The sequence below is a fragment of the Bradyrhizobium sp. BR 10289 genome (assembly GCF_019455385.1).
Taxonomy (GTDB): Bacteria; Pseudomonadota; Alphaproteobacteria; order Rhizobiales; family Xanthobacteraceae; genus Bradyrhizobium.
The window spans coordinates 23,214-37,295 of the sequence record NZ_JACOFR010000003.1 but is presented as its reverse complement, the minus strand read 5'-3'; the positions used below and the strand labels follow the sequence as shown (position 1 = coordinate 37,295).

Annotated in this window: 12 protein-coding genes; 9 read left to right on the top strand and 3 right to left on the bottom strand. The window is 66.1% G+C overall.

Annotation, left to right across the window (positions count from 1 at the left end; translation table 11 throughout):
- Positions 1-31 precede the first annotated feature (31 nt).
- The 6 genes from HYH08_RS06820 (at position 32) to HYH08_RS06795 (ending at position 7,718) form a co-directional block, all read left to right on the top strand.
- Positions 32-853 carry an NAD-dependent protein deacetylase gene (locus tag HYH08_RS06820; protein ID WP_220008994.1) on the top strand — a complete coding sequence of 274 codons (822 nt, stop codon included), beginning with the start codon at positions 32-34 and terminating at the stop codon, positions 851-853.
- 141 nt (positions 854-994) lie between these two features.
- On the top strand, positions 995-3,079 hold the full coding sequence (locus HYH08_RS06815) for a hydantoinase/oxoprolinase family protein (RefSeq protein ID WP_220008993.1): 2,085 nt from the start codon (positions 995-997) through the stop codon (positions 3,077-3,079).
- A 2-nt stretch (positions 3,080-3,081) separates the two neighbouring features.
- A complete protein-coding gene (locus HYH08_RS06810; protein WP_220008992.1) occupies positions 3,082-4,740 on the top strand; it encodes a hydantoinase B/oxoprolinase family protein in 1,659 nt (552 codons plus the stop codon).
- Positions 4,741-4,776: 36 nt separating this feature from the next.
- A complete protein-coding gene (locus HYH08_RS06805) occupies positions 4,777-5,778 on the top strand; it encodes a TRAP transporter substrate-binding protein (RefSeq protein WP_220008990.1) in 1,002 nt (333 codons plus the stop codon).
- A gap of 10 nt (positions 5,779-5,788) precedes the next feature.
- Complete coding sequence (locus HYH08_RS06800) at positions 5,789-6,382, top strand: TRAP transporter small permease subunit (RefSeq protein WP_220008989.1); 594 nt, start codon at positions 5,789-5,791, stop codon at positions 6,380-6,382.
- Positions 6,383-6,413: 31 nt separating this feature from the next.
- Positions 6,414-7,718 carry a TRAP transporter large permease gene (locus HYH08_RS06795; RefSeq protein WP_220008988.1) on the top strand — a complete coding sequence of 435 codons (1,305 nt, stop codon included), beginning with the start codon at positions 6,414-6,416 and terminating at the stop codon, positions 7,716-7,718.
- 118 nt (positions 7,719-7,836) lie between these two features.
- On the opposite strand, the gene HYH08_RS06790 is transcribed toward HYH08_RS06795, so the two are convergent.
- Positions 7,837-8,481: a glutathione binding-like protein gene (locus tag HYH08_RS06790; protein ID WP_220008986.1), complete on the bottom strand. Its 645-nt coding sequence runs from the start codon at positions 8,479-8,481 to the stop codon at positions 7,837-7,839.
- A 107-nt stretch (positions 8,482-8,588) separates the two neighbouring features.
- Between HYH08_RS06790 and HYH08_RS06785 the strand changes: the two genes are divergently transcribed.
- The gene (locus HYH08_RS06785) at positions 8,589-9,230 is read left to right on the top strand and encodes a TetR/AcrR family transcriptional regulator (protein ID WP_220008985.1); all 642 of its coding nucleotides are present in this window, start codon (positions 8,589-8,591) and stop codon (positions 9,228-9,230) included.
- Positions 9,231-9,232: 2 nt separating this feature from the next.
- Here the strand turns inward: HYH08_RS06785 and HYH08_RS06780 are convergent, their stop codons facing one another.
- Both HYH08_RS06780 and HYH08_RS06775 read right to left on the bottom strand, forming a co-directional pair.
- Entirely contained in the window at positions 9,233-11,200 is a 1,968-nt protein-coding gene (locus HYH08_RS06780; protein ID WP_220008984.1) for a methyl-accepting chemotaxis protein, read from the bottom strand.
- 95 nt (positions 11,201-11,295) lie between these two features.
- Positions 11,296-12,261, bottom strand: coding sequence for a 2-hydroxyacid dehydrogenase (locus tag HYH08_RS06775; protein ID WP_220008983.1), 966 nt, complete (start codon positions 12,259-12,261; stop codon positions 11,296-11,298).
- 144 nt (positions 12,262-12,405) lie between these two features.
- On the opposite strand from HYH08_RS06775, the gene HYH08_RS06770 reads away from it, so the two are divergent.
- A complete protein-coding gene (locus HYH08_RS06770; protein ID WP_220008982.1) occupies positions 12,406-12,774 on the top strand; it encodes a YciI family protein in 369 nt (122 codons plus the stop codon).
- Positions 12,771-14,066 (top strand): RNA polymerase sigma factor, encoded by a 1,296-nt coding sequence (locus HYH08_RS06765; RefSeq protein ID WP_220008981.1) that lies wholly within the window; start codon positions 12,771-12,773, stop codon positions 14,064-14,066. The genes HYH08_RS06770 and HYH08_RS06765 overlap by 4 nt, the downstream gene beginning before the upstream one ends.
- Positions 14,067-14,082 lie beyond the last annotated feature (16 nt).

Here is a 14,082-nt window from a genome sequence, read left to right as displayed (position 1 = left end):
AAAACCGGCCGGCGCGAACTACATCTGCGCCATGACAAACCCTCCGGTGGCAAGCTCCCCGCTCCAGGATTTCATCGGCCGGCACGAAAGACTGTTCGTGCTGACCGGCGCCGGCTGCAGCACCAATTCGGGCATTCCCGATTACCGCGACAGTCACGGCAATTGGAAGCGGACCCAGCCGGTCAATTTCCAGGCCTTCATGTCGGAAGAGCACACGCGCCAGCGCTATTGGGCGCGCAGTCTGATCGGCTGGCGGCGGTTCGGCCAGGCACGGCCGAACGATGCGCATCGCGCGCTCGCCCGGCTCGAGGCGGGCGGACGCTGCGAGATGCTGCTGACCCAGAATGTCGACCGGCTGCATCAATCCGCCGGCCACCGGCAGGTGATCGATTTGCATGGCCGGCTCGATCTCGTCCGCTGCATGGGCTGCGGGGCGAAGACGCCGCGCAACGAATTCCAGCATGCGCTCGGCCGCGACAACGCGGACTGGCTCGCGCTCGATGCCGCGGATGCGCCCGACGGCGACGCCGATCTCGAGCACGCGGATTTCTCCTCGTTCAAGGTCCCGGCTTGCGAAGCCTGCGGCGGCATCCTCAAGCCCGACGTCGTGTTCTTCGGTGAGAATGTGCCGCGTGAAATCGTCGCCACCGCGCAGGACCATCTGGCGCAGGCCGATGCCATGCTGATCGTCGGCTCCTCGCTGATGGTCTATTCCGGATTCCGCTTCGTGCAGGCGGCCGCGAACCGGGGAATTCCGATCGCAGCAGTCAATCTCGGCCGCACCCGCGCCGACGATCTGCTGACGCTGAAGGTCGAGGAGCGCTGCGAAGCTGCGCTTGCATTCCTGCTCTGATCACGCAGGCGGCGAACACGCCTTGCCTATTGCATGGGTGCCAAGCAGAATAGCCGGGCGCAGCGCCGCGGGCATGCTCGATGGCACGGAAATTGCTGCGTTTTTGGACGAAATCCTGACGATCAGCCGGAGAATTTTGGAATGCTTGAAGGAGCCGAAGTGCGGCTTGCCGTCGATATCGGTGGCACGTTCACCGACATCGTGCTTGACGTGGGCGAGATGCGCAAAACGCGCAAGGTGCTGACCACGCCGCAGCGGCCCGAGCAGGCGGTGCTGGACGGAATGCGTCTCATTCTGACCGATGCGCGCGCCCATATCAGCGACATCGACGTCTTCATTCACGGCACCACGCTTGCGACCAATGCGATCATCGAGCGGCGCGGCGCCAAGACCGCGCTGATCGCGACTGACGGCTTTCGCGACGTGCTCGATATCGGCACCGAGAGCCGTTACGACCAGTATGATCTCAGCATCGACAAGCCGAAGCCGCTGGCGCCGCGCAGCCTTCGCTTCACCGTGCCCGAGCGCATCGACGCGCACGGCGCGGTCCGCCTCCCGCTGGACGAAGCGGCCGTGCGCGCACTCGCGCCGAGATTGCGTGAGCTGGGTGTCGAGAGCGTCGCGATCGCTTTCCTGCACTCCTACGCCAATCCCGACCACGAGCGCCGCGCGGCTGCGATTCTTGCCGAAGAAATGCCCGGCATCTCCGTGACCGTGTCATCGGCCGTGTGCCCGGAGATTCGCGAATATGAGCGCACCTCCACAGCGGTCGCCAATGCCTATGTGCAACCCCTGATCGACGGTTATCTCGCCCGCATGGCCGATGCCTTGCAGGTCGAGCAGTTCCGCGGCGCGATCTACCTGGTCACGTCGGGCGGCGGCGTCACCTCGATCGAGACGGCGCGGCGTTTTCCCGTCCGTCTCGTCGAATCCGGCCCTGCGGGCGGGGCGATCTTCTCGGCGCAGATCGCCGCGCGTCTCGGCGAGAGCAAGGTGCTGTCGTTCGACATGGGCGGCACCACGGCAAAGATCTGCCTGATCGAAAAATACCAGCCCGAGACCTCGCGCGTGTTTGAGGTCGATCGCGCGGCGCGCTTCCTGAAAGGCTCCGGCCTGCCGGTGCGCATTCCCGTGATCGAGATGGTCGAGATCGGCGCCGGCGGCGGCTCGATCGCCCATATCGACGCGATGAAGCGCGTCACGGTCGGCCCTGAAAGCGCTTCGTCGGAGCCGGGCCCCGCCTGCTACGGCCGTGGCGGCCAGCGTCCGGCCGTGACCGATGCGGACGTCGCGCTCGGCATGATCGATCCCGACGCCTTTGCGGGGGGCACGATCAAGCTCGACCCGGAACTGTCGAAGCAGGCGTTGCTGCGCAGCGTCGGCGAGCCGCTGGGCCTGTCGGCGGAAACCGCGGCCTATGCCGTGCACGAAGTCGTCTGCGAGAACATGGCGAGCGCGGCGCGCGTGCATGCGGTCGAGCGCGGCGAGATCGTCGGTCAGCACACGCTGATCGCCTTCGGCGGCGCCGCGCCGTTGCATGCGGCGCGTGTCGCGGAGAAGATCGGCGTCTCCAAGGTGATCGTGCCGTCGAATGCCGGCGTCGGCTCGGCGGTCGGCTTCCTGGCGGCGCCCATCGCCTACGAGCTGGTGCGCAGCCGCCACGTCCGCCTCGACGATTTCGACACCAAGGCCGTTTCCGATCTCCTGCAGGAGATGGTGACCGAGGCGCGCGCGCTGGTCGAGCCCGGCGCGGCCGGCGCACCGGTGCGCGAGCGCCGCGCGGCCTTCATGCGTTATGTCGGTCAGGGCCATGAGATCACCGTGGAGCTGCCGAACCGGCCGCTGACATCGGCCGATCTCGGCGGCCTGCGCCAGAAGTTCGAGGCGGATTATTCCGCGTTGTTCGAGCGCTCGATCCCGGGCGCGGCGATCGAGGTGCTGAGCTGGTCGGTGCTCGCGACGACGGAGCCGCGTAATCCATCCGTTGTCGCAGCCGTCACGCGCAAGCCCGCGGCCAAGGCCTCCGGCAGCCGGAAATTCTTCGACGGAAGGGCGGGCGAGGTGATCGAGATTCCGCTCTATCGCCGCGAGGACATGGCGCCGGGCGCGACCATCGCGGGTCCCGCCGTGATCGCGGAGGACGAGACCTCTACTTTCGTGTCGACCAGCTTCGACGCGCATATCGACGGTGCCGGCAGCATCGTCATGGAACGGAAGGCGGCCTGATCATGAGCAAGGCAAACGGCGCGAGCCTGATCGACCTCCAGATCATGTGGCACCGGCTGATCGCCGTGGTCGAGGAGCAGGCCCAGGTGCTGCTCCGCACCGCCTTCAGCCCGATCGTGCGCGAATGCGGCGATCTCTCGGCGGGCGTGTTCGACCTCAGGGGACGCATGCTGGCACAGGCGGTGACCGGCACGCCCGGTCACGTCAACTCGATGGCGGAATCGGTCAAGCACTTCATCGACCACTTCCCGCTCGAGACGATGAAGGAGGGCGATGCCTACATCACCAACGATCCCTGGATGGGGACGGGGCATCTCAACGACTTCGTCGTGACCACGCCCTGCTTCAAGGACGGCAAGATCGTCGCGCTGTTTTCCTGCACCAGCCATCTCATGGACATCGGCGGCATCGGCTTCGGCCCTGACGCCACCGACGTGTTCATGGAGGGGCTCTACATCCCCATGCTCAAGCTGATCGACCAGGGCGTCGTCAACGAGACGCTGATGGCGATGATCCGCACTAACACGCGGCTGCCGATCGACACCGAGGGCGACACCTATTCGCTCGCCGGCTGCAACGACGTCGGCTGCGAGCGCCTGGTCGAGATGATGACCGAGTTCGGCATCGATACGCTCGACGAGCTCGGCGACTACATCTGCGACCGCTCGCGCGAGGCGGTGCTCGCTGAGATCGCCAAGCTGCCGAAGGGCAGCTGGCGCAACACCATGGTGGTCGACGGCTACGACGCGCCGGTGACGCTGGCCGCGACGCTGACGATCTCGGACACCGGCATCCATGTCGATTTCGACGGCACGTCCGCGGCGTCGAAATTCGGCATCAACGTGCCCTTGTCCTACACCACGGCCTATACCGTGTTCGGCCTCGGCTGTGTCGTCGCCTCGCAGATCCCGAACAATGCCGGCTCGCTGTCGCCGTTGACGGTGTCGGCGCCGGCTGGCGCCATCCTCAACGCTCCGAAGCCGGCGCCGGTTGCCTCGCGCCACATCATCGGGCAGATGCTGCCCGACGTGGTGTTCGGCTGCCTGCGCCAGATCATTCCCGAGCGCGTGCCGGCCGAAGGCACCTCGTGCCTGTGGAATCTCAATGTGCGCGGCCAGACCCGCTCGGGCGTCGGCGGCAATTACGGATTCTCGATGGCGGTGACGTCCAACGGCGGCACCGGCGCGCGCTTCGGCAAGGACGGGTTGTCGGCGACGGCTTACCCGAGCGGCGTGCGCGGCACGCCGGTCGAGATCGCGGAAACGCAGACGCCGCTGATCTTCTGGCGCAAGGAGCTGCGTCCGGATTCCGGCGGAGCAGGGCGCACCCGAGGTGGCCTCGGCCAGATCATCGAGGTCGGCAGTGGCGTCGATGCTCCGTTCGACATCCTCGCCGCGTTCGATCGTATCGATCATCCGCCGCGCGGGCGCGATGGCGGCAAGAATGGCGAAGCCGGCTATGTCGGCCTGAAGTCCGGCAAGAAGCTGCGCGGAAAAGGCTTTCAGCAGGTGCCGCCGGACGATCGGCTGGTGGTGCACACGCCCGGCGGTGCCGGCATCGGCGCGCCGACCGAACGGGATCGAGCGGCCGTCAAGGACGATATCGAAAGCGGCCTCGTGTCCGCCGACAACGCGGTTGCAGTCTATGGGTATGCGCGCTGATGCGTCAGCGCGCCTGGTAACAAACGGAGGGGCTCGATGATCACGCGACGGAACTTCACCGCGGGCGCAGCAACGCTGCTCGCCGCCGGCCATATCTCGACCCGCGCGCGGGCCGCGAATGTCAGCTGGGACATGTCAACGGTCTGGCCCGACGGCAATTTCCACACCCAGAACGCGTTTGCCTTCGCCGATGAGGTGAAGAAGCAGAGCGGCGGCTCCGTCGCGATCACCGTGAAGGCGGGCGGCCAGCTCGGCTTCAAGGGCCCCGAGCATCTGCGCGCCGTGCGCGACGGCCTCGTGCCGCTCGCCGACGTGCTCAACATTCAGCAGGTCGGCGACGAGCCTTTCATGGGCGTCGAGAGCATCCCGTTCCTGTGCGGCTCGATGGATGAGCTCAAGGTGCTGCATAAATATGTGCGGCCCGAATACGAGAAGGTCGCCGCGCGCAACAACCAGAAGATCCTCTATATCGTGCCTTGGCCGACGCAATATCTGCACCTCAAAGTGAAGGTCGCCGACGTCGATGGCCTCAAGAACATCAAGATCCGCGTCCCCGACAAGAACGCGGTCGACATGCTGGCCGTGGTCGGCATGGCGCCGGTGATGATCCCCTGGGGCGAGACCATTCCGGCTTTGGCCTCGGGCGCGGTCTCCGGCGTCTCCACCTCGGCGGTCTCGGGTGTTGACGGCAAGTTCTGGGAATTCTTGAAGTACATCTATCCGACCAACCACGTCTGGTCGTCGCAGATGCTCACCGTCAATCTCGATTCCTGGAAGGCGCTGAGTGCCGATCAGCAGAAGCTCGTGACGGATATCGCGACAAAGATGGAGCCGGGCTTCTGGGCCAACTCGCTCAAGGCCGACGTCGACAGCCTCAACCGCCTCAAGGAAGGCGGCATGGAGGTGGTCCCGGTCTCGGACGCCATGATGACGGATATCCGCAGCAAGACCGCGCCGCAGCTGGATGCGTTCCTCAAGCGCGTGCCGGCCGCCGACAAGCCGGTGCGGGCCTATCTCGCCGAAATGAAACGCGGCTGAGGGGCGGGCGGTGACCAGCGTCTCGCCCGAGGCTGCGCAGAGCCTCAACGCAGCGGCGCCTGCGCCGCTGCGCATCCTGCTCGATGCCATCGATCGCCTCGGCCGGCTCGACGGCTGGATCGGCGGCGGCTGCCTGCTGACGCTGACGCTGTTGATGCTGTGCGAGGTCGCGACCCGCTTCCTCTCGAACTTTTTGTCCTTCTTTCCCCCGACGATCTCGATCGCCTGGGAATACTCATCCTATCTGATGGCGGCCTCGTTCACCTTCGGCGCCGCCATGACCTTGCGCGTCGGGGGCCACATCCGCGTCGTGTTGCTGCTGAAGAACGTGCCGGCGCCGTTTCAGCGCGCGATCGAGATTCTCTCGGCCGCGGCCGGCTTCGCTTTCATGGCATTCCTGACCTCGTCCATGGCGAAGTTCGCGTTCGGCGCCTACACGCGTGGCCAGGTCTCGACCTCGAGCGACACGCCGCTGTGGTTTCCGGAAGCCGTCGTCACCTTCGGCATGCTGCTGCTCACGCTCCAGTTCCTGGCGCGCGCGATCCAGGCGGCGCTCGGTCTGCCGCTGGAGGATCACCGCATGAAGGCCTCGCCCGTCGAATGACCGCCTTCCTCGCCATCGGATTCGAGATCGCATGACCATCGAAGTCGTCGCCCTGTTCGGCATTCTCTTCGCGCTGCTGGCGGGCGGTGTCTGGATCGGCCTCACGCTTGCGCTCACCGCGACGCTCTTGCTCGCGATGTTCCGCTCGATCCCGCTCGACAAACTGCTGCCGCAATACGCCTGGAACATCCTGACCACGCAGGAGCTGCTGGCGCTGCCGCTGTTCATCCTGATGGGCGAATTGCTGTTCCGCACGCGGCTGTCGCGCTCGCTGTTCCAGGGGCTCGCACCCTGGGCCGGCCTGCTGCCGGGCCGGCTGCTGCATGTCAACGTGATCGGCTGCACCATCTTCGCGGCGATCTCGGGCTCGTCGGCCGCGACCACGCAGGTGATCGGCCGCATGTCGCTCAACGAGCTGCTGCGCCGCGGCTATTCCCGCGACATCGCGGTCGGCTCGCTCGCCGGCGCCGGCACGCTCGGCTTCCTGATCCCGCCGTCCAACATCATGATCATCTACGGCGTGCTCGGCGACGTCTCGATCTTGAAGCTCTTCACGGCCGGCGTGCTGCCCGGCCTGCTGCTCGCCGCCACCTTCATGGGCTGGGTGATGCTGCACACGAGCCTCAAGCCTGCGATGGTGCCGGAGACGGAAGCCAAGCTTTCACAGGTGCCGTGGGGCGAGCGCTTTGCCGCGCTGAAGGATCTCGCACCCGCGCTGTTCCTGATCGCGTGCGTGCTCGGCTCGATGTATGGCGGGCTCGCAACGCCCTCGGAGGCCGCCGCCGTCGGCGTGCTCGGCGCCGGGCTGGTCGCCTGGGCGCAGGGCTCGATGTCGACGCAGGTGATGCGCGACGTCTTGATCGGTTCGGTCGTGACCTGCTCGATGATCGCGCTGATCGTGCTCGGGGCCTCGATCCTCGGCAATGCCGCGGCCTTCCTCGGCATCCCTCAGGCGATCGCAGCCTTCGTCAAGGGCCTCGGCCTGTCGCCCTTCATGCTGATCGTGGTGCTGATCATCTTTTATCTGATCCTCGGCTGCTTCCTCGACGGCTTCTCGATGATCGTGATGACGCTGCCGATCGTGCTGCCGATCGTGAAGGGCGCGGGGTTTGACGAGATCTGGTTCGGCATCTTCCTGGTTCTCGCGGTCGAGATGGCGCAGATCACCCCGCCGGTCGGCTTCAACCTGTTCGTGATCCAGGGGCTGACCGAGGACGGCCTCGGCTACATCGCCCGCGTCACGATGCCCTATCTCATCATCATGGTCGGCTTCGTGCTGCTGCTGACGCTGTGGCCCGGCATCGTCACGATATTGCCTCGGGTGCTGTACGGGTAGCCAGGCCGCCCACCATCGAGTGGCGTCATGGCCGGGCTTGTCCCGGCCATCCACGCGTTGTTTGATGGTGCGAACAACGTGGATGCCCGGGACGAGCCCGGGCATGACGACCTCTCGCTCAGGCCGCGGCCTTCTTCCGCGCCATCTCGGCCTTGTACAGCTCGAACTCTTCCGCGATCGCCTTGGCGACCGACGGCCGCTGGCGCAGGCGCTCGTAATAGACCTTCACGTTCGGCCATTTCGCAAGGTCGATCGGCGGCGTCGCCATGGTCCAGTTGATGACCGTGACGAGATAGGCGTCGGCGACGCTGAAATGGTCGAGCAGGAAGTCACGTCCCTTCAGATGATTGTCAAGATAGTCGAGCCGCGACAGGTTCTTCTCCAAGGCATAGGCCTTGGCCTCCTGCGGCGCCTTGCGGTCGAGCAGGGGAATGAACAGGGCCTTGTGCAGCTCGGTGCCGACGAAGCAGAGCCACTGGTGCAACCGCGTGCGATCGATGCCCTGCGCGGCGCCGAGACCGGATTGCGGGAAACGGTCGGCGACATATTGCAGGATCGCCGCGTTCTCGGTCAGCACCACGCCCTCGTCGGTGCGCAGCGTCGGCACGAGACCGATCGGGTTCACGGTGCGGAAATCGCTGCCGTCGCTCAGCACCGTCTTGGTCGGCGGATCGACTTCGAGATAATTCGCCTCGGCGCCGGCTTCATACAACGCGACGCGGGTCGCCATCGAACAGGCGAGCGGTGAGAAATAAAGATCCATCCTGGGCCTCCTTGGGCAATTCGTCTTGTGAATGTCGCTCAACCTGGCCAGATTGATTTTTGTACCATCTTGCATAATATGGGGTCGGTCAAGGATTAATTTGCGAAATGGTACAAAAATCGAAGCCGCCAGTTGCTGCCAGTGAGCCGAAACGCCGCGGCCGCCCTCGCGCCTATGAGCCCGACATCGCCCTGGGCAAGGCGCTCGATCTGTTCCGCACACAGGGCTTTGCGGCGACATCGCTCGACGATCTCAGCGAAGCCACCGGCATGAACCGGCCGAGCCTTTACGGCGCCTTCGGCGACAAGCGCGAGCTCTACATCAAGAGCTACCAACGCTATCGCGAGGAAGCGCGCGCCGCCATGGTCGAGATCTTCCGTCAGGAGATGCCGGTGCGCCAGCGGCTGGAGCGTATTTTCGCCTCCGCGCTGAACATCTACCTCTCCGGCGAGAGCCCGCGCGGCTGCTTCACGGTGGTGACGGCGGCGTCCGAGGCGGTCGGCGATCCCGAGATCCGCGCGATGGTGCTCGACGGTCTCACCGAGCTGGACAAGGCTTTTGCGAGCTGCTTTCGCCGGGCGAAGGAGAAGGGCGAGCTGCCGGCGAGTGCCGATCCCGCCGTGCTGGCGCAGCTTGCATCCGCAACCGTCCACTCCATCGCCATCCGCTCCCGCGCGCGCGTGTCGCGGAAAGATCTTGAGGCGATCGTGAAGGGCGCGATTGATCTGATGGTGGGCGCGAAGGGTTAGCGCTACGCCGCGCGGATCTGCGCGAGGAATCGATCCACCTCGTCCCGCAGCCGCTGCGACTGTTTCGACAGCTCGATCGCCGAGCCCAGCACTTCCTCGGCAGCCGTGCCCGTCGCGGCGATGCCGGCGGTGACGCCTTCGATGTTTTGCGAGACCTCGCCGGTGCGGGCGGCGGCCTGCTGGACGTTCTGTGCGATCTCCTGCGTCGCCGTGCCCTGCTGGCCGACGGCGGCGGCAATCGCCGCGGAGATCTCGTCCACCTGCTGGATCGTCGCGCAGATCGACTGGATGCCGTCGACGGCGCCCGATGTCTCGCCCTGAACGGCGGTGACCTGCGCGCCGATCTCTTCCGTCGCCTTCGCGGTCTGCGTCGCCAGCGCCTTCACTTCGGAGGCGACGACGGCAAAGCCGCGGCCGGCCTCGCCCGCGCGCGCAGCTTCGATCGTCGCGTTCAGCGCGAGCAAATTGGTCTGCCCCGCAATGCCGTTGATGAAGGAGACGACGTCACCGATTTTCTGTGCGGCATCCGCCAGGCTCTGCACCCGCGCATTCGACGCCCGTCCGTCGCTGGCGGCCTTGCCGACCACCTCGGTCGCATGCGCGAGCCGGCGGCTGATCTCGGTCATGGAGGAGGACAATTCTTCCGCGGCCGCTGCGACCGTCTGCACGTTCTCTGAGGCCAGCGCCGACGCGGAGGATACTGCGCGGGTCTGGCTGCGCGATTGCGCGACGATGTCGGACATCGAGCGCGCGGTGTGCTCCATCTCGACCGCAGCGGCCGACACGGTGGTGACGACATCGCGAATCGAGGCCTCGAAATTGTCGGCGAGCGCGGCGAAGGCACGCCGTTTTTCCGCTTCGGACTGCGCCTTGGCTTCGAGCTGCCCGGCCTGGAGCTTTGCAAAATTCACCGCGTTGTCGCGGAACACGGCGACCGCCTTCACCATGGCGCCGACCTCATCATTCGCCTTGCTGACGGGCACCGCGACGTCGAGATGCCCGTCCGCGAGCTCGCGCATGACATTCGTGATCGATAGGATCGGCCGCGAGATGCTGCGCGCGATGAGGTAGCCGACGATCCCCGCCAGCACGAGCCCGAGCGCGGCGATGGCAATGGCCAGCATCCAGGCGCGGTCGGCCGAGGCCTCGTAATCGGCATTGTCCATCACCAGCTCGACGGCGCCGATTGGCTTGCCGGAGAAGTCCTTGATCGGCCCGAGCAGGGCGGCGACCGGCGTGTTGTCGAGCCTGGCCTGCCGCACCGTGAAGTTGCCCTCGGTGGCGCGCCCATATTCGGCGGCGTCGAAGAAGCTCTTGCCCTTCAGCGTGCCGCCGAACAGTTTGAAGCCGGCACCGTCGGCGAGATGGAAGGCGACGTCGACATGGCGGTTGGTCTTGAAGTCGTCGAGGAAGGACTGGCCGAAGGTCAGGCCGAACTCCACCGAGCCGAGTTGCTTGCCGGCCTGCGTGATCGGCACCACGCCGCGGATACCGAGCCCCGCGACGCCGCCTTCGAGGCCGACCACGACCTTGCGATCCTGGTTGGCGACCAGGACCGTCTTGCGGAAGCTGGACAGGTCGTCGCCGAACTTTGCCGGCTGGTGCACGCGCAGGAACGAGGTCGCCGGCGCCACGTGGAACTGGAACTGCTCGACGCCGTACTCCGATTTGGTCGCGGCAAAGACCGGCCCGAACAGGCCGATGAGCGCGTTGCGGTCCTGCTTCGCCATCGCCTCCTGCGTTGCCGGCATCGCGGCGACGACCGCGCTCATCGCCGCGGCGCGTCGCGATTCCTCGGCGATGCGCGATTGCAGGGCGTCGTAATGGCTGCGCAGCTCGCGCTGGTCGGCACGGTCGATGATCCCGGCGATGATCCACATCGCGCCCAGCACGGCAAACAGCGCAGTCGCCGCCGCCGTCACCGCCAGCGCGACCGTAATCCGCATCCTGAGGCCAAGGCCCGCCCGCATGTTCGACTCGTTGTTTCAGCGTTGGTTAACAACGCCTATCAACTTCTCGCTAAGAGAGGGTGAACGAGGTGGCTGCGTACCTTCTTCGGGGGGGCCTAGTACCCTCTGACCCGATCCACCACGTTCTCCAGCGCGCCGCCGGCCTCGAACCGGGCGATCTGCTCGGCGACGTAGGCCGAGATCGCATCCGCGTCGGTGTCGGCGGCGTTGTGCGGGGTCAGCAGCACCTTGGGATGGGTCCAGAAGCGGCTGTCCTTCGGCTGCGGCTCCTGCACGAAGACATCGAGCGAGGCGGCGCCGAGCGTGCCGTCGTCGAGGCAGGCGAGAATATCGGCTTCGTTCTGCAGTCCGCCGCGGCCCGCATTGATCAGCACGGGCGCACCGAACTTGCCCGTGCGGTTGAGCTTGCTGAAAACGTCGCGGTTGAGAATGCCGTGCGTGTCGGGCGTCAGCGGCAGCAGGCTGACGAGGATGTCGGTCTTGCGCAGGAACGCATCCATCCCGGCGCTGCCGTGGAAGCATTCGACGCCTTCGATCGTGCGCGGGCTGCGGCTCCAGCCGACGACACGGAAGCCGAGCCGGCGCAGTACGTCGGCGGCGTCGGCACCGAGCGTACCCAGGCCCATCATGCCGACCGTGACCGCGCTTGCCGGCCACTGATATTTCGGCTCCCAGCGTTTCTCGCGCTGCGACGCCCGCAGGTACAGCTCCTGGCGGTGATGCATCAGCACATGCAGCACGACATATTCTGTCATGCGATTGGTGAGGTCGGGCACGGCGACGCGCACCAGCGGCACGTCGGGCAGGCTCTTGTCGGCCATCAGCGCGTCGACGCCGGCGCCGAGGTTGAAGATGGCACGCAGGTTCGGAAATGCCCTGAGATCGCCGGGCACCGGCTTCCATACCGCCGCATAATGCACCTCGGCCGGATCGAGCGCGGAGTTGGGGAGCAGCACCACGCGGCGGCCGCCGCAGACGGCCTCGAATCGGGCTTTCCATCGCTCAGGCAGCCAGTTCTGCTGCGTGCTGTTGATCAGGACGGCAAGGGTGCCCACGGTCATTCGAAGTGCCTCATAAGGTTCCGCTTTTGGTGGCCCTCCTTGGCACGATCTGCCGGATTTTTCTTGCAATTTTTTTCCGCAGCGCTGTCGGAGCGGGGCATAGTGGATCGTCTTCAAAACAAGCGTTCAGGGAAGGTGCTGCCCATGCTTTATGCGATCCTCTGCTATCACGACGAAGACTTCGTCGGCTCCTGGAGCAAGGACCAGGACGAAGCCGTGATGAAGAAGCTCGCCGTGGTGCAGGAGAAGCTCACCCAGCAGGGCCGGCTCGGGCCGGTGGCGCGGCTGCTGCCGACCACGGCGGCCGCGACGCTGCGCAAGGAAGACCCGCCGCTGGTGCTCGACGGCCCCTATGCCGAAACCAAGGAGCAGCTGCTCGGCTTCTACATCGTGGATTGCAAGAACCTCGACGACGCACTCGACGTTGCGCGCGACCTTGGCGCTGCCAATCCCGGCGGCGCTTACGAGGTGCGTCCCGTCGGCTTGTTCCGGCCCGGAGGGCTTTCGGCGTGAGCGACACCGATACCGCCTGGATCGAGACTGCGCTGACCTCGGCGCGGCCGCAGGCGGTCGGCGCGCTGCTGCGCTATTTCCGCGATCTCGACACCGCCGAGGAGGCCTTCCAGAACGCCTGCCTTCGCGCGCTCAAAACCTGGCCGCAGAACGGACCGCCGCGCGATCCCGCAGCCTGGCTGATCATGGTCGGCCGCAACGTTGCGATCGACGAGGTGCGCCGCACCCGCAAGCAGCAGCCACTTCCGGAGGACGACCATGCCATCTCCGATCTCGACGACGCCGAAGGCGCGCTTGCCGAGCGGCTCGATGGATCGCACTACCGCGACGACATTCTGCGGCTGATGTTCATCTGCTGCCATCCGCAACTGCCGGCGACGCAGCAGATCGCGCTTGCCTTGCGCATCGTCTCAGGTCTGACCGTCAAGCAGATCGCGCGCGCCTTCCTGGTGTCGGAAGCCGCGATGGAGCAGCGCATCACCAGAGCCAAGGCGAAGGTCGCCGAAGCGGGCACGCCGTTCGAGGCGCCCGGTGCGGTCGAGCGCTCGGAGCGGCTCGCCGGCGTTGCCGCGATGATCTACCTGATCTTCAACGAGGGCTATTCGGCGAGCGGCGACACCGCCGAGATCAGGAAGCCGCTGTGCGAGGAGGCGATCCGGCTGGCGCGGCTGCTGCTGCGGCTGTTCCAGAGCGAGCCCGAGATCATGGGCCTGACGGCGCTGATCCTGCTGCAGCATGCCCGTAGCGCCGCACGCTTTGCCGCGGACGGCTCGCTCATTCTGCTCGACGACCAGGATCGCTCGCTGTGGAACCGCACCATGATCGCGGAGGGCCTTGCGCTGATCGACAAGGCGATGCGCCACCGCCGCAGCGGCCCCTATCAGATCCAGGCCGCGATTGCGGCGCTGCATGCGCGCGCCGCGACGCCCGAGGAGACCGACTGGGCCCAGATCGACCTGCTCTACGGCGCGTTGGAGCTGGTGCAGCCGTCGCCGGTGGTGACGCTCAACCGTGCGGTTGCGGTCTCCAAGGTGCGCGGGCCACAGGCCGCGCTCGATCTGATCGAGCCGCTTGCACCGAAGCTTGCCAACTACTTTCATTTCTATGGCGTGCGCGGCGCCTTCCTGATGCAGCTCGGTCGCAACGACGAAGCCCGCGTTGCCTTCGACCGCGCCATCGCGCTCGCCAACACCTCGGCCGAGGCCGCCCACATCCGCATGCATCTGGATCGCCTGATCCGGGACAGCCAGCCGAAAGGCGGCGGCCAGAGGCAAAGCGCGAAGGCTAAGTGACGGCTAAAAAATTGTT

Bases quoted from the DNA above. Each gene is read 5' to 3' on its own strand.
- HYH08_RS06820 (WP_220008994.1), top strand. From the start codon at position 32: ATGACAAACCCTCCGGTGGCAAGCTCCCCGCTCCAGGATTTCATCGGC.
- HYH08_RS06815 (WP_220008993.1), top strand. From the start codon at position 995: ATGCTTGAAGGAGCCGAAGTGCGGCTTGCCGTCGATATCGGTGGCACG.
- HYH08_RS06810 (WP_220008992.1), top strand. From the start codon at position 3,082: ATGAGCAAGGCAAACGGCGCGAGCCTGATCGACCTCCAGATCATGTGG.
- HYH08_RS06805 (WP_220008990.1), top strand. From the start codon at position 4,777: ATGATCACGCGACGGAACTTCACCGCGGGCGCAGCAACGCTGCTCGCC.
- HYH08_RS06795 (WP_220008988.1), top strand. From the start codon at position 6,414: ATGACCATCGAAGTCGTCGCCCTGTTCGGCATTCTCTTCGCGCTGCTG.
- HYH08_RS06790 (WP_220008986.1), bottom strand. From the start codon at position 8,481: ATGGATCTTTATTTCTCACCGCTCGCCTGTTCGATGGCGACCCGCGTC.
- HYH08_RS06785 (WP_220008985.1), top strand. From the start codon at position 8,589: ATGGTACAAAAATCGAAGCCGCCAGTTGCTGCCAGTGAGCCGAAACGC.
- HYH08_RS06780 (WP_220008984.1), bottom strand. From the start codon at position 11,200: ATGCGGGCGGGCCTTGGCCTCAGGATGCGGATTACGGTCGCGCTGGCG.
- HYH08_RS06775 (WP_220008983.1), bottom strand. From the start codon at position 12,261: ATGACCGTGGGCACCCTTGCCGTCCTGATCAACAGCACGCAGCAGAAC.
- HYH08_RS06770 (WP_220008982.1), top strand. From the start codon at position 12,406: ATGCTTTATGCGATCCTCTGCTATCACGACGAAGACTTCGTCGGCTCC.